The 14,497-nt window shown below is 75.2% G+C and carries 15 protein-coding genes; 6 read left to right on the top strand and 9 right to left on the bottom strand.

Annotated elements, in window-relative coordinates; genetic code table 11:
* Positions 1 to 190 precede the first annotated feature (190 nt).
* Complete coding sequence (locus ACIPLC_RS23700; protein ID WP_400474997.1) at positions 191 to 646, top strand: NTP pyrophosphohydrolase; 456 nt, start codon at positions 191 to 193, stop codon at positions 644 to 646.
* A gap of 33 nt (positions 647 to 679) precedes the next feature.
* Here ACIPLC_RS23700 and ACIPLC_RS23705 read toward each other — a convergent pair whose 3' ends face one another.
* Positions 680 to 1,117 (bottom strand): hypothetical protein, encoded by a 438-nt coding sequence (locus ACIPLC_RS23705; protein WP_400474998.1) that lies wholly within the window; start codon positions 1,115 to 1,117, stop codon positions 680 to 682.
* 451 nt (positions 1,118 to 1,568) lie between these two features.
* Between ACIPLC_RS23705 and ACIPLC_RS23710 the strand changes: the two genes are divergently transcribed.
* The 3 genes from ACIPLC_RS23710 to ACIPLC_RS23720 are packed head-to-tail and all read left to right on the top strand — an operon-like array spanning position 1,569 to position 4,554.
* A complete protein-coding gene (locus tag ACIPLC_RS23710) occupies positions 1,569 to 1,733 on the top strand; it encodes a hypothetical protein (protein ID WP_350879799.1) in 165 nt (54 codons plus the stop codon).
* A complete protein-coding gene (locus tag ACIPLC_RS23715; protein WP_400474999.1) occupies positions 1,730 to 4,045 on the top strand; it encodes a heavy metal translocating P-type ATPase in 2,316 nt (771 codons plus the stop codon). The genes ACIPLC_RS23710 and ACIPLC_RS23715 overlap by 4 nt, the downstream gene beginning before the upstream one ends.
* Positions 4,042 to 4,554 carry a copper chaperone PCu(A)C gene (locus tag ACIPLC_RS23720; protein ID WP_400475000.1) on the top strand — a complete coding sequence of 171 codons (513 nt, stop codon included), beginning with the start codon at positions 4,042 to 4,044 and terminating at the stop codon, positions 4,552 to 4,554. The genes ACIPLC_RS23715 and ACIPLC_RS23720 overlap by 4 nt, the downstream gene beginning before the upstream one ends.
* A gap of 183 nt (positions 4,555 to 4,737) precedes the next feature.
* On the opposite strand, the gene ACIPLC_RS23725 is transcribed toward ACIPLC_RS23720, so the two are convergent.
* From ACIPLC_RS23725 to ACIPLC_RS23735, 3 genes are all read right to left on the bottom strand, one after another.
* A complete protein-coding gene (locus ACIPLC_RS23725; protein WP_400475001.1) occupies positions 4,738 to 5,160 on the bottom strand; it encodes a PIN domain nuclease in 423 nt (140 codons plus the stop codon).
* The gene (locus ACIPLC_RS23730; protein WP_363584741.1) at positions 5,157 to 5,372 is read right to left on the bottom strand and encodes a type II toxin-antitoxin system VapB family antitoxin; all 216 of its coding nucleotides are present in this window, start codon (positions 5,370 to 5,372) and stop codon (positions 5,157 to 5,159) included. Before ACIPLC_RS23730 ends, ACIPLC_RS23725 begins: the two co-directional genes overlap by 4 nt.
* 266 nt (positions 5,373 to 5,638) lie before the next feature.
* Positions 5,639 to 6,505 carry a universal stress protein gene (locus ACIPLC_RS23735; RefSeq protein ID WP_400475002.1) on the bottom strand — a complete coding sequence of 289 codons (867 nt, stop codon included), beginning with the start codon at positions 6,503 to 6,505 and terminating at the stop codon, positions 5,639 to 5,641.
* 338 nt (positions 6,506 to 6,843) lie between these two features.
* Between ACIPLC_RS23735 and ACIPLC_RS23740 the strand changes: the two genes are divergently transcribed.
* Positions 6,844 to 8,541: a GAF domain-containing protein gene (locus ACIPLC_RS23740; protein ID WP_400475041.1), complete on the top strand. Its 1,698-nt coding sequence runs from the start codon at positions 6,844 to 6,846 to the stop codon at positions 8,539 to 8,541.
* Positions 8,542 to 8,740: 199 nt separating this feature from the next.
* Here the strand turns inward: ACIPLC_RS23740 and paaI are convergent, their stop codons facing one another.
* Positions 8,741 to 9,151, bottom strand: a complete 411-nt coding sequence (gene paaI / locus ACIPLC_RS23745; RefSeq protein WP_400475003.1) for a hydroxyphenylacetyl-CoA thioesterase PaaI — start codon at positions 9,149 to 9,151, stop codon at positions 8,741 to 8,743.
* A gap of 158 nt (positions 9,152 to 9,309) precedes the next feature.
* Here paaI and ACIPLC_RS23750 point away from each other — a divergent pair, with 158 nt between their 5' ends.
* Positions 9,310 to 10,581, top strand: coding sequence for a hypothetical protein (locus tag ACIPLC_RS23750; protein ID WP_400475004.1), 1,272 nt, complete (start codon positions 9,310 to 9,312; stop codon positions 10,579 to 10,581).
* A gap of 5 nt (positions 10,582 to 10,586) precedes the next feature.
* Here the strand turns inward: ACIPLC_RS23750 and ACIPLC_RS23755 are convergent, their stop codons facing one another.
* From ACIPLC_RS23755 to ctaD, 4 genes are all read right to left on the bottom strand, one after another.
* Positions 10,587 to 10,967 carry a pyridoxamine 5'-phosphate oxidase family protein gene (locus tag ACIPLC_RS23755; protein WP_400475005.1) on the bottom strand — a complete coding sequence of 127 codons (381 nt, stop codon included), beginning with the start codon at positions 10,965 to 10,967 and terminating at the stop codon, positions 10,587 to 10,589.
* 98 nt (positions 10,968 to 11,065) lie between these two features.
* Entirely contained in the window at positions 11,066 to 11,785 is a 720-nt protein-coding gene (locus tag ACIPLC_RS23760; RefSeq protein ID WP_400475006.1) for a response regulator, read from the bottom strand.
* A 177-nt stretch (positions 11,786 to 11,962) separates the two neighbouring features.
* The gene (locus tag ACIPLC_RS23765; RefSeq protein ID WP_400475007.1) at positions 11,963 to 12,490 is read right to left on the bottom strand and encodes a hypothetical protein; all 528 of its coding nucleotides are present in this window, start codon (positions 12,488 to 12,490) and stop codon (positions 11,963 to 11,965) included.
* A 177-nt stretch (positions 12,491 to 12,667) separates the two neighbouring features.
* Complete coding sequence (ctaD, locus tag ACIPLC_RS23770) at positions 12,668 to 14,314, bottom strand: cytochrome c oxidase subunit I (protein ID WP_400475042.1); 1,647 nt, start codon at positions 14,312 to 14,314, stop codon at positions 12,668 to 12,670.
* Positions 14,315 to 14,497: the final 183 nt, after the last annotated feature.

Below are 14,497 nucleotides of genomic sequence, written 5' to 3' on the forward strand. Positions count from 1 at the left end.
CGGGGCCCCGGTGGATTCGCCCGGCGGCCGCGGCGGCCCGGTCACTCGCCCCGGGCGGCCCGGGAGGCGGCCCTGGCGCTCCCGTTCCGCGAAGCGGGTCCGGTACTGCCGGTGCATCAGGCCGAGCGGGCCGGCGCCGCGGCAGGGCGACGGCCGGGGCGTGGCAGGCTTGACGGCCATGGGAGACGCCATGGGAGACAAGGACGCGGACGGGCCCCGGCGCGGGCTGCCGCTGCTGGTGGTGGACGGTGCCAACGTGGTCGGGTCGGTGCCCGACGGGTGGTGGCGGGATCGGCGGGGCGCCGCCGAGCGGCTGCGGGACGCCCTGGTCGCCGTCGCCGGGCAGGGCCTGCCGGAGCGGCCCGGGCCGCTGGAGGTGGTGCTGGTCGTGGAGGGCGCGGCCCGGGGTGTGGGCGGGCTGCCCGAGGTGCGGGTGGTCGCGGCGGCCGGCAGCGGTGACGACCGGATCGTCGAGCTGGTCCGGGCGGCCAGGGCCGAACAGCCGGACCGGGACTGCCTGGTCGTCACCGCCGACCGCGAACTGCGCGCCCGGGTCGGCGCGCTGGGCGCGGCGGTCACCGGGCCGCGCAGCGTGCGGCGTGCGGGCGTGTCCCGTACCTTCGCCCCGCGCGCCCGGCGGGACTGACGAGACACGCCCTCGGGCGCGGCCCGGGCGGGGTCAGTCCGCCTGGGTGGCGTACATGCCCCAGTGGATCGCCTGGTCGGAGGCGGTCACGGTGAACAGGAGGTCCCGGCCCGGCCGGGCGGGAATCTCCACCGAGCCGATGCCGGTGCCGTCGACCGGGCACTGGACCGTGAAGTCGGCCGGCGCCTGGCCGGCGACGTGGACCTGGACCGAGCCGCCGCCCTGGCAGCCGATCGTCACGGTGAAGGGCTGCGACGGGTTGACGGAGGCCGTCACCGCACCGCCGTCGCCGATCCAGTCCGGGATCCAGATCAGGCCCGTCTCCCCCGGGTGCGGCAGGATCTCCCCCGTCCCCGGACCGCTCCGGACCGCCGCCGTGCCCGGCTGCGCCGAGGCCGTCCCGGCGACCGCCAGTACCGCCCCCAGCGCGGCCGCGGTTCCGGCCAGCATCCGCTTCCCCGTGCGTGTCATCGCTACTCCCCGCTGCGTTGACCATCCGTCCGGCCGCACGAGGTCGCGCGGCCGGTCGGCGTGCCGGTCGTCGGCACACGAAAGGATCTTATGACGATCAGATTCGACAGAGGGCTGATTCGCCCGCACCCGGGCCACGACCCCGGGAACGGCCCGGGAACGGCCCCCGGGGCCGGACGCCCATGGGCGCCTCCCGGAACCGACCACGGACACCGGCACCTAGTTGACGGGTGGTAGCCGGGGCCCAGCGCATCGGGAGGCGCCGTCCCGGACGCTACCTGGTCCGTTCGGGTGCGTCATCCGAATAAATCCGGGCCCGGGGCGTGCCGGGTGGATCTCGCCGGGGCCACGGTGCCAGGGCGCGCCCCACCGGTTCGGACCGTACGGGAACCAACCGCGTCCGCCGTCCGACTGCTGGGGGGTGAGTACGAAGTCGCCGGGTGTCCGGCCCTTGAGTGTGCTGGCGGGGTTCGCCCTGCTGCTGGTGGTGGTGTTCGTGGTGGCGTATGCGGTGGGACGGCAGGCGGGGCCGGTGTCCCCGGGGCTGACGCCCGGCGGCGGTGCGTCGCCCGGGGCGCCCGGGATGGGCGGGCACGACATGGGCGGGATGCGGTGAGCCCGGTCGCGGGGGCCGACGCCGAGGCCCTGGTGAGCACCGATCTGACGGTCGGCGGGATGACCTGCGCGGCCTGCGTGGGCCGGGTGGAGAAGCGGCTGGCCCGGATCGACGGGGTGACGGCCGGGGTGAACCTGGCGACCGGTCGGGCCCGGGTGCTGCACCCGGCCGGGGTGCCGGTGGCGGAGCTGGTGGCGGCCGTCGAACGGGCCGGCTACACCGCCGAGTTGGCTCCCGAGGGAGCGGGCATCGGGCTGCCGGACGAGGAGCCGGCCGAGCGCCGACGGCTGCTGGTGACGGCGCTGCTGGCCGTCCCGGTGGTGGTGCTGTCGATGGTGCCGGCGCTCCAGTTCCCCGCCTGGCAGTGGGTCTGCTTCGCGCTGGCCGTCCCGGTGGTGACCTGGGGGTCGGCCGGGTTCCACCGCCGGGCCTGGCAGGGGCTGCGGCACGCGGCGGCCACCATGGACACCCTGGTCGGCCTGGGGGTGGTGGCGTCCTTCGGCTGGTCCGCGTACGCGCTGGTGTTCGGCGGCGCCGGGGAGGTCGGCATGCGGATGCCGTTCTCGCTGACCGCGGACGGCGGCGGCGCGGCCCACGTCTACCTGGAGGCGGCGGTCGGGGTGCCGCTGTTCGTGCTGGCCGGGCGGCTGCTGGAGGGCCGGGTGCGGCGGCGCAGCGGTTCCGCGCTGCGGGCGCTGGCCGAACTGGGCGCGAAGCAGGTGTGCGTCCGGGACGGCGGGACTGGCGAGGAGCGCCTGGTGCCGATCGAACTGCTGCTGCCCGGGCAGGAGTTCGTGGTGCGGCCGGGTGAACGGGTGGCCACCGACGGGGTGGTGGTCGAAGGCGGTTCGGCGCTCGACCTGAGCCTGCTGACCGGGGAGAGCGTGCCCGTGGAGGTCGGCCCCGGGGACGCGGTGGCCGGCGCGACCGTCAACGTCGGCGGCGCGCTCGTGGTGCGGGCGACGGCCGTCGGCGCCGACACCCAACTCGCCCGGATCACCGCGCTGGTGGCGGACGCCCAGGCCGGCAAGGCCCGGGCGCAGCGCCTCGCCGACGCGGTGGCCGGGGTGTTCGTGCCGTGCGTCCTGGCGGGCGCGGTGTGCGTGCTGGGCTTCTGGCTCGGCGCGGGCGCGGCCCCGCAGGCGGCGGTGACGGCGGCGGTCGCGGTGCTGGTGGTCGCCTGCCCGTGCGCCCTGGGCCTGGCCACCCCGACGGCGCTGCTGGCGGCGACCGGGCGGGGCGCCGAGCTGGGCGTACTGGTGCGCGGCCCGGAGGTGCTGGAGAGCCTGCGCCGGGTCGACACCGTGGTACTGGACAAGACCGGGACGCTGACCACCGGACGGATGGCGCTGGCGACGGTGACGGTCGCCCAGGGCTTCGACGACGATCTCGACCGGGGTCTCGACGAGGGTCCCGACAAGGTTCTCGACGAGGGCGCGGTGCTGCGGCTGGCTGGCGCGGTGGAGCACCGCTCCGAGCACCCGATCGGGCGGGCCGTGGCGGCGGCCGCGCGGGAGCGCTGCGGTCCGCTGCCCGCGGTGGACGGCTTCGCGGCCACCACCGGGGTCGGGGTGTCCGGGGCGGTCGAGGGCCGGAGCGTGCGGGTGGTCCGACCGGACGGCACGGCCCGGCCGCTGCCCATCGGCCTCGCGGACGCGGTCACCGCCGCCTCGGACACCGGCCGCACGGCCGTGGTGGTCGAGCTGGACGGGCGGGCCGCGGCCGTGCTCGCGGTCGGCGACACGCTGCGCTCGGGCAGTTGGCGGGCGCTCCACCGGCTGCGCGGGATGGGCCTGGAGACCGTACTGCTGACCGGCGACGGCCCCGGCGCGGCCCGGGCGGTGGCGCGCGAGCTGGGCATCGAACGGGTGCACGCCGCGGCCTCGCCGGAAGGCAAGGCCGCGGTGGTGGCCGAGTTGCGCGGCGCCGGGCGGACGGTCGCGGTGGTCGGCGACGGCGTCAACGACGCGGTGGCACTGGCCTCGGCGGACCTCGGGGTGGCGCTGGCCTCGGGCAGCGACGCCGCGATCGGCGCGGCCGGACTGACCCTGGTGCGCGGCGACATCGAGGCGGTGGTGGACGCCGTCCGGCTGGCCCGACGGACCCTCGGCACGATCCGGGCCAACCTGCTGTGGGCCTTCGGCTACAACGTGGTGCTGATCCCGCTGGCGGCCGTCGGCCTGCTCAACCCGATGCTGGCGGCGGTGGCGATGTCGCTCAGCTCGCTGCTGGTGGTCGGAAACAGCCTGCGGCTGCGCACCTGGCAGCCGGGGCGCGGCGCCTCGGCGGCCCGGAAGGGGGCGCGGCGATGAGCGCGATCGGACGGCTGCGGGTGGTCGGCCCGCCGGTCGGCGCGGCGGCGCTGACGCTGGTCCTGCTGACCGGCTGGACGGCGGTCGGCGGCGCCGGCCGGCCCCGCCCGGTGGAGGCCGGCCCGGGCTGGCTGCTCCTGCCGACGGCGGGCGCGGCCCCGGCCACGGCGGCGTTCTTCACGATCCGCAACCCGGGCGACGTACCGGACGAACTGACCTCCGCCAGCTGGGAGTTCGGCGGCCGGATCACGATCAAGCGGCACCTGCACCAGGGCGCCGCCGGCCGCTGGGAGCCGGTGTCCGCCCTCCCCGTGCCGGGCCGCGGCGAGCTGGCGATGGCCCCGGAGGACTCCGACCTGATGATCGCCGACCCGCCACCGCTGCGGGTCGGCCAGTGGGTGGACTTCACCCTCGGCTTCCGCCACAGCCCGGACCTCCACCTCAAGGCCCAAGTCCTGGCCCCGGGCACCCGCCCCCGCCCCCGCCCGACCGAACCCCCGGCGAACTGACACTCCCCTGCCGGATCACGCCCCGCCCCCCGTCGAGGCGTGATCCGGCCCGGCCGATGGCCTGTCGGGCGGAGGCAGAGAACACGAGATTGCGGTTCGAACAGGATCAGGCCCCTTTCCCGGCTCCCGGTCCTGGACCGGACCGGAACGGACCGGAACGGAACGGACCGGAACGGAACGGATTCATTTGCCGGCCTCCGGCCCGTACCACTGGAGGGCCTGTCCGGTGACGCTCGCGATGCACTCGAAGTCGCGGTCCCGGTGCAGAAGGGTCAGGCCTTGCAGTTCCGCTGTGGCCGCGACGACCAGGTCCACGGCTCCGGCGCTGCGGTGCTGACCTCGTTTGGTCAGCATGCCCTGGACGTACCAGGCGCGGTCGTAGGCGCGGTCATCGACCGGCACCCAGCCGAACAGCAGCCGCATGTCCTCGATCCCCTGAGCGCGGTCGGCCGCTGTCCGCGCGCTGTAGAAGAACTCAAGTTCGGTGATGGGACAGGTTGCGACCAAGCCCGCCGCTGCGGCTTGGTCCCAGCCGTACTGCTCGGCGTCGCCGCGCATGAAGCGCACGAGCGCGCTGGTGTCGATCAGGAATTGCGCCGCGTTCACCGACGGTAGTTCCTCTTGTCCTCGAAGATCTCCAGGTCGAAGGCCCCCGCATCCGCCGCGGCACGCAGCCGTGTGAGGGCGAGCGCTCGCCGTCTGTTCTCCAGCACCTCACGCAGAGCGGTGTTGACCGTCTCCCTCTTGGTGCTGGTGCCGAGAGCCTGAGCCACGTCGGCGAGCAGCTCGTCGTCCAGGTCGATCACGGTCCGGCTCATGTGATGCACCTCCTGATATCAACTCGCATCTGAAGTATATCTCGACATGCTCCAGGCGGAAGGGATGCGTGGACGGCGATGCCCAGCACTGCCGGAACGCCTGCGACGCCGCACACGTTGGCGCCCCCCTGGGTTCCTCGGACGGGATACGCCGATGGCCCGGACCGCTGTGCGGTCCGGGCCATCGGCCGACCGAGGAGGTGAGATTCGAACTCGTGAGGGGTTGCCTTGGCCCGCTTTCCGAGCGTGCGCCGCCGGGGTGTCGGTCAGGGGTGGGGGATGACCGCGACCGGGGCTTGGGCGTGGTGCAGGACGGCGTGGGCGACGCGGCCGAGGCGGGGGCCGAAGTCGAGGGAGCGGTGGCGGCGGCCGACGACCACCAGGGCGGCCCCGGCGGAGGCTTCGACCAGGCCGCGGGCGGCGCCGAGCCGGACGTCCTCGACCACCGCGGTGTCCGGGTGCCGCTCGCGCTGCTCGGCCAGGGCGAGGGTGAGCAGCTTGGCCTCCAGCGCCTCCAGTTGGGCGATCTCGGTGGGCGGCACGGCCCCGCCGGCGTAGCCGAACACCGGCGGGAGGTCCCAGCCGTGCACGGCCCGCACCCGGGCGCCGCGCAGGGCGGCCTCCTGGAAGGCGAAGGCGAGCACCTCCTCCTCCGGGGCGTGCGCGTCGACACCGACCAGCACCTCGGGCACGCCGTCACCGGCCCCGTCGGGCGCGCCCGGCTCGCGCACCACGACCACCGGCACCGTGCTGCGGGCGGCCGCGGCCATGCCGACCGAGCCGAGCAGCAGCCCGGTGAAGCCGCCGAGGCCGCGCGAGCCGAGCACCAGCAGGGCGGCGTCCGCGGCGGCGGCGACCAGGCCGTCCACCGGCGCGTCCAGGACGGCGTCGGTGTGCACCACCAGGCCGGGGTGGCGCTCGCGGATCCCGTCGGCGGCCGAGGCCAGGACCCGCTGCGCGGCGGCCGGCAGGTCGTCGGGCTCGGCGAAGGCGGCCACGCCGTCGGTCAGCCACGGCCAGGCGTGCACCAGGCGCAGCGGGGCGCCCCGGAGCACCGCCTCCTCGGCGGCCCAGAGGGCGGCGGTGGTGCTCTCCGGCGAGCCGTCGACCCCGGCCAGGACGGATGGCGTCATGAGGGTTCCTCCATGTGTCGGCGCTTGGCGGGGCGGTGCTGGGACGGTGTGCGTGCTGACGGCCCGTCCGCTCCTCCCCCACCCTGGCGGTCCGCCAGGGCCTCGCGACAGAGGCCGCAGGCCCCTCGGCGGCGGGACGAAAGGCCCGCCCGAGGGAGCGTACGGCGCACCCCGGCGTGCGGGGCGCCGACACCCGGGCACTACCGTGAATCCGGCAATCGCCCTGATCGGGCGGCACCCGACGCCCTCCGGCGGCGGGTGGAGGACCGGCCGGGACGAGCACGAGGAGGACAGCGGTGGGCGGAGCGGACGGCAGCGCGGCGGGTGGCGGCGCGCGGATGCCCCGGCTGCGCCTGGACGAGCTGCTGGAGGAGCTCCAGTGGCGGATCGACGCGGCGCGCGGCACCCAGAACCGGGTGCACAGCCTGCTGGAGGCGGTGCTCGCGGTCGGCCGGGAGCTGGACCTCTCCCAGGCGCTGCACCGGATCGTCGAGGCTGCCGCCGACCTGGTGGACGCCCGCTACGCCGCGCTCGGGGTGATCGGCCCGGACGGGCACTCGCTGTCGCAGTTCCTGACGGTGGGACTGTCCGAGGAGGAGATCGCCGAGATCGGCCCGCCGCCGTCCGGCCGGGGCATCCTCGGGGAGTTGATCCGCGACCCGCAGCCGCTGCGCTGCCCGGTGCTGTCCGAGCACCCGGCCTCGGCGGGCTTCCCGCCGAACCATCCGCCGATGCACACCTTCCTCGGGGTGCCGGTGCGGGTGCACGGCGAGGTGTTCGGGAACCTGTACCTCACCGACAAGCGCGGCGGGCTGGACTTCGACACCGACGACGAGGCGGTGATCTCCACCCTGGCGGTCGCGGCCGGGGTGGCGATCGACAACGCCCGGCTGTACGAGGAGGCGCAGCTGCGCCAGCGCTGGCTGCGGGCCAGCGCGGAGATCAGCCGCAGCCTGCTGTCGGGCGCGCCCCGGCTGGAGGTGGTGGAGCTGATCGCCCGCCGGGCCGGGGAGATCGCCGGCGCCGAGCTGGCCGACGTCTCGGTGGCGCTGGACGGTCCGCAGGAGCGGGCGGAGGAGCTGACGGTGGAGGTCGCGCTGGGCGGGGCGCCCGCCGCGCGGCTGGGGGTGACGGTGCCGGTGGACGGCACGCTGTCGGGCGCCGCGTACGCCTCCGGTTCACCGGTGACCAGCGACGACCTGGCCTGCGACGCCCGCTACCCGGCGGGCCCGGCGGGGCGCTTCGACGGGCTGGGCCCGGCGGTCGCGGTGCCGCTGGGAACGGGGACGGGGTACGGGCGGGGCGTGCTGCTGCTGGCCCGCGCGGCCGGGCAGCCGGCCTTCGGGCCGGACGAGACCGGGCCGCTGCTGGGCTTCGCGGACCAGGCGGCGCTGGCCCTGGAACTGGCCGAACGGCGGCGCGACGCCGAGCAGTTGACCCTGCTGGAGGACCGTGACCGGATCGCCCGGGACCTGCACGACCTGGCGATCCAGCGGCTGTTCGCGACCGGGATGACGCTGCAGAGCGCGGGCCGGCTGATCGACAGCCCGGCCGCCGCCGACCGGGTCGCCCGCGCGGTGGCGGACCTGGACGAGACCATCAAGATCATCCGATCGACGATCTTCGGGCTGCGCGCCCACAGCGAACCCGACCGGGGCCTGCGCGCCCGCGTCACCCGCGCCGTCGCCGAGGCCCAGGGGACGCTCGGCTTCGCGCCCCGGCTGAGCATGGAGGGCCTGCTGGACACCGACGTGCCGCAGGAACTGGCCGACCACGTGGTGGCCGTCCTCGGCGAGGCGCTCAGCAACGCCGCCCGGCACGCGCGGGCGGGCCGGGTGGAGGTGACGCTGCGGGCGCTCGCCGGGCGGGTGGCCCTGGTGGTGGCCGACGACGGGGTGGGCGTGCCCGAAGGCGGTCGGCGCAGCGGGCTGCGCAACCTCGGCGAGCGTGCCGAGCGGGTGGGCGGCGCCTTCACGGTCGGGCCCGCCGAGGGCGGCGGCACCCGGGTCTCCTGGGAGGCCCCGCTCTGTTCCTGACGTATCGCCACATCGCCATATCCACTCGGTCACCGATGCGTTGACCTGCGCCCCACCCCGACGAGGTCGTGCCGGGCGGCATCCACGTTCGCTCGGCGGAGTGGGCGGCGCCGCGCTCCGAACCGGTCACCACCCGCGCACCGGCAAGCTCCGGCAGGTACTGCACGAGCGCCCGCCGGCCTGACCGGGGGCCGGCCGCTCAGTCGGCCTGCGGCCGGCCCCCGATCACCACGCTCTGCCCGCGGAACTCGGCGACGACCTTCCCGTCCGCCCGCCGCACCGTCACGTCGTAGATCCCGCTGCGCCCGGCCCGCGAACGCTCCACCGCCTCCGCCACCAGCTCGTCCCCGACCGCCGCCGGGGCCAGGAAGGCGACCTGCGCCGCCTGCGCGACGGTGACCGGGCCGTGGCTGTTGCAGGCGAACGCGAACGCGGCGTCGGCGAGGAGGAACAGGAAGCCGCCGTGCGCCGTCCCGTGCCCGTTCACCATCGTCGCGGCCACCGTCATCCGCGTCACCGCGCGACCGGCGGACACCTCGTCCAGCGCGATGTCCAGCATCCGGCAGGTCTCGTCCCGCGCGTAGAGGGCGGCGATCCCGGGGTCGAGCATGGCGTCCTGGTCCCTCCGTCGACAGCGTCCGGGGCCAGCGTAGGGGATCGCGCCCGGCCGCCGTCCGGGGGAACTCCGCCGCGCCGTATCGCCGTTCGGCCCGCCCCGCCGCCCGCCGACCCTAGCCTGCTCAGGTTCCCCGAGCGCAAGGACGGCTGATGGCCCAGAAGTCACCCGCGACCGCCACCCCACCGGGCGCCGCCGAGATCCCGTCGGCGCAGCCGCCCAGCGGATCCGTGACGGCCCTGCGGATCGGGGCCGCCGTGGCCGGCGCGCTGCCCGCGGTGGTGCTGCGGCTGGCCGGGGTGCACCTGGCGCCCGTGGCGGGCATGGTGGTCTTCGGCCTCGGCGTCCTGGCGGCGGCGCTCCTGCTGATGTGGGCCGCGGAGACCGCCCGGGCCGACATCTCCGGCCCGCTCGCCCTGGCCCTGCTGGCGTTCATCGCCGTCCTGCCCGAGTACGCCGTCGACCTCTACTTCGCGTACGCGGCCGGCACCCGGCCCGAGTACGCCGCCTACGCGGCCGCCAACATGACCGGCGCCAACCGGCTGCTGGTCGGCGTCGGCTGGCCGCTGGTCGCCCTCGCCTCCTACCTCGCCGCCCGGCGCCGCGGCGTCGCCCCCGGGATCACCCTGCGGGAGCACCGCCGGATCGACACCGCCTTCCTCGGCGCCGCCGCCCTGCTGGCCTTCGTGATGCCGCTGACCCGGCGGATCTCCTGGATCCTCGCGGCCGTCCTGATCGCCTGGTACGGCTACTACCTCTTCCGGATCAGCCGTTGCAGCGAGGACGACGAGGAGGAACTCATCGGCGTCCCGGCCCGGTTGGCCGCCCTCCCGCGGCAGCGCCGCCGGGCGACCACCGTCCTGGTCTTCGCGGTCGCGGCCGGGGTGATCTTCGCCTGCGCCGAGCCCTTCGCCACCTCGCTGGTCGACGCCGGCGCCTCGCTCGGCATCGACCGCTTCCTGCTGGTGCAGTGGCTGGCCCCGCTCGCCTCCGAGGCGCCCGAGCTGATCGTCGCGGTCGTCTTCGCCTGGCGGCTGCGCGGGGACGACGGCCTCGGCGCGCTGCTCTCCAGCAAGGTCAACCAGTGGACCCTGCTGATCGGCTGCCTCCCGCTCGCCTACCTGGCCGGCGGCGGCGGATCCTCCCTCCCGCTGGTCGAACGCCAGGTGGACGAGGTGCTGCTGACCGCCGCGCAGACCGTCCTGGCCGTGGTGCTGCTGCTCGACCTGCGCTTCCTGCCCTGGAAGGCCGGGCTGCTGTTCGTCCTGTTCGCCGTCCAGTTCGCCCTTCCCGGCGAGTCCGCCCGGGTCGTCCTCAGCTGGGTCTACCTCGCCCTGGCCGTCCCGCTCCTCGTCCTGCGCCACCGCCAACTCCCGCCCACCGTGCGCGCCTTGGCGGGCCGCGTCGAGGGCGATCCGCACTGACGCCGCTACCTGGTCCGCGGGGGCAGGCGGCGGCCGACGACCAGTTCCGGGCGGATCCGGATCCGGACGGCGCCGGGGGCGCGACCGGCGGCGGGGCCCACCTGGGCGCGGCCGAGGACGGTGACGTACCAGCCGGAGCCGTCCGCGCCGTCCACCTCGTCGGCCTCGAAGGCGATCACGGCGTCGTCCACGGCCCGGGCGAGTTCGGAGCCGGCGGGGGCCGAGAGCAGTACGCCGCCGCCGTCCGACAGGTCCAGCCGGAAGGACACCGGCAGCACCGCCGGGAGGGCGCGGATGGTGTAGACCACCCGGCCGACCGCGGCCCGGGCCAGTAGTTCCAACGCCCGCTCCCGGTCCAGTTCGAGCAGGTCGCGATCACCGTTCATGCCCTCGATGCTCGCCCCGGCGGGGGCGGCGCCGCGAGGGCCGATGGTCCCGCCGGTGGGCCCCGGGCCTGGACGTCCCGTCAGACCTGCACGTCCCGTCAGCCCCGCAGGGAGCGCAGGTGCGACGGCTGCGCGGCGGCGGCCGCCCGGCGCAGCTCGGTGGAGATCAGCGCCGCCTGCACCCGCCGCTCCACGCCCAGCTTGGCGAGCAGCCGCGACACGTGGTTCTTCACCGTCTTCTCGGCGAGGTAGAGCCGTTCGCCGATCTGCCGGTTGGTCAGGCCCTCCCCGATCAGCGCCAGCACCTCCTGCTCGCGCACGGTCAGCGCGGGCCCGGTGGTGACCGGCTGCGCGGGCTCGGCGTCGCTGCGCAGGCGGTTCAGCAGCCGGGTGGCGGCTCCCGGGTCCAGCATCGAGCGGCCGGAGGCGACGGTCCGCACGGCGGCCACCAGGTCGGTGCCGCTGATCTGCTTGAGCACGTACCCGGCGGCGCCCGCCATCACGGCGTCCAGCAGGGCCTCCTCGTCGTCGAAGGAGGTCAGCATCAGGCAGGCCAGGCCGGGCATCCGGGAGCGGAGTTCACGGCAGACCGACACCCCGTCGCCGTCGCCCAGCCGGACGTCCAGCACCGCCACGTCGGGCCGCAGCGCGGGCACCCGGACGAGCGCCTGCTCGGCGGTGGCGGCCTCGCCGACCACCTCCAGATCGGGCTCGCCGTCCAGCAGGTCGTGCACCCCGCGGCGCACCACCTCGTGGTCGTCCAGCAGGAACACCCGCACCGGCACCGGTGCCCCGTCGCCCGCCGTCTTGGTCGCCATCACGCGGCTCCACCTTCGTCACCCCCGCGCACTCCCGGCAGGGCCCAGGGCATCATCACCCACCGGCCGCCGCAGGGCCCAGGGCCCAACGACCCCATTCGGACCGCACACGGGCGGCGCGGCCCCCGAGGAGCCGCGCCGCCCGTACCGGACACGCCCTACGGGTCGGAGGAGACCTCAGCGCCGCCGCGCGCTGCCGAGGCCCGCCAGCAGGAAGGCCAGCGACACCCCCGCCCCGCTGACGGCCGCGAGCGCCACCCGGGATCCGACGGCGCCCTCGTCCGAGAGCAGGATCGCCACCGCCCCCAGCGAGGCGACGGCGGCGCCGACGACCAGCCACCCCGCGAGGGTGACCGCGGCGGGGTGCCCGGAGCGCGGCGCCGGCCGGGCGCCCAGGGCCGCCCAGCGGTCGGCGGCGTCGCGCTGCTCCCCGCGCCGGTCCCACCGGGCGCGGACCCGCAGCGCCGCGCCGCCGACCAGCCCGGCGAGGGCGATCTGCGCGGCGGGCCGCCAGTCGGACAGGGCGAGCAGCAGCCCGCCGGCCAGGGCGAGGGCGGCCCACCAGAGGACGCAGGCGGCCGCGGCCGTGCGGGTGGAGCGGGGCCGGTCGGCGCCGGCCTGGAGCTCGGCGATGGCGGGCAGGTACCAGACGCAGCCGCTCGCGGTGAGCGCGGCGGTGCCGATGGCGAGGACGGTGTGGGTCATGGGGCCGGCCTTCCGGGTCGCGAGGGGGAGCCGTCCCCGCCCGTGACGGGGGCGCAGGCGGGGACGGCGGTCTGGGTGGGTGTTCGGAGCGGGTGTTCGGAGCGGGTGGCCGGGGCGGGTGGCCGGGGCGGGCCCGGACGCCGCGCGCCCGGCGGGAGTCGTCGGGCGCGCCCCGCGTCAGCCGTCCACGGCGGACCGCGCCCGCTCCGCCCTGGTCTGCGGCAGGTCGTACTTGGCCGGGGTCACGTCGCCCAGGTGGGTGGCCGGCTCGCCGGTGTTCTCCAGGACGTCCAGGGCCGCGATGTCGGGGTGGTGCAGGTCGAAGGCCGGGGATTCGGAGCGGATCCTCGGCAGCCGGACGAAGTTGTGCCGGGGCGGCGGGCAGGAGGTGGCCCACTCCAGCGAGCGGCCGTAGCCCCACGGGTCGTCGGCCTGGACCTTCTCGCCGTACTTGGCCGTCTTCCAGATGTTGTAGAGGAACGGCAGGATCGACAGCCCGAGCAGGAAGGAGGCGATGGTGGACAGGGTGTTGAGCGTGGTGAAGCCGTCCGAGGCGAGGTAGTCGGCGTAGCGGCGCGGCATGCCCTCGGCGCCGAGCCAGTGCTGGACCAGGAAGGTGCCGTGGAAGCCGATGGTGAGCGTCCAGAAGGTGATCCGGCCGAGCCGTTCGTCGAGCTTCTTGCCGGTCATCTTCGGCCACCAGAAGTGGAATCCGGCGAACATCGCGTAGACCACGGTGCCGAACAGCGTGTAGTGGAAGTGGGCGACGACGAAGTACGAGTCGGAGACGTGGAAGTCGATCGGCGGGGCGGCGAGCAGCACGCCGGTGAGGCCGCCGAACAGGAAGGTGACCAGGAAGCCGACCGTCCAGAGCATCGGTGTCTCGAAGCTGAGCGAGCCCTTCCACATGGTGCCGACCCAGTTGAAGAACTTCACCCCGGTCGGGACGGCGATGAGGAAGGTCATGAAGGAGAAGAACGGCAGCAGCACCTGCCCGGTGACGTACATGTGGTGCGCCCACACCGTCACCGACAGACCGGCGATGGCGACGGTGGCGGCGATCAGCCCCGCGTAGCCGAACATCGGCTTGCGGCTGAAGACCGGGATGATCTCGGAGATGATCCCGAAGAACGGCAGCGCCAGGATGTACACCTCGGGGTGGCCGAAGAACCAGAACAGGTGTTGCCAGAGCATCGCCCCGCCGTTGGCCGGGTCGAAGACGTGCGAGCCGAACTTGCGGTCGCATTCGAGGGCGAGCAGGGCGGCGGCCAGGACGGGGAAGACCAGCAGCACCAGCACCGAGGTGAGCAGCACGTTCCAGCAGAAGATGGACATCCGGAACATGGTCAGCCCGGGCGCGCGCATGCAGATGATCGTGGTGATGAAGTTGACGGCGCCGAGGATGCTGCCGAAGCCGGAGAGCGTCACGCCCATGATCCACATGTCGGCGCCGACGCCCGGCGAGTGGACGGCGTCGGACAGCGGCGCGTAGAGGAACCAGCCGAAGTCGGCGGCGCCCTGCGGGGTCGCGAAGCCGGCGGCGGCGATCAGCGAGCCGAACATGAACAGCCAGTAGGACAGCATGTTCAGGCGCGGGAAGGCGACGTCCGGGGCGCCGATCTGCAACGGCATGATCCAGTTGGCGAAGCCGGTGAACAGCGGCATCGCGAAGAGCAGCAGCATCACCGAGCCGTGCATGGTGAAGGCCTGGTTGAACTGCTCGTTGGAGAGGATCTGCGTTCCGGGCCGGGCGAGTTCGGCGCGCATGACCAGCGCCAGGACACCGCCGATCAGGAAGAACCCGAACGCCGACACCAGGTACATGGAGCCGATCGTCTTGTGGTCGGTGGTGGTCAGCAGTCTGACCACGGCCGAGCCGGGCCGTTTCGGCCGAACTGACGGCTTCGGTACGGCGGTTGGCGGTGGCGTGGGGTCGCCCTGTGCCGGGGTGGCGCTCAAGGACGCACTCCTTAGGAACGTCGTGCGAATGGCTGGCGATCCATGATC

The sequence above is a fragment of the Kitasatospora sp. NPDC086801 genome, from assembly GCF_044745805.1.
In the GTDB taxonomy this organism is placed as follows: domain Bacteria; phylum Actinomycetota; class Actinomycetes; order Streptomycetales; family Streptomycetaceae; genus Kitasatospora.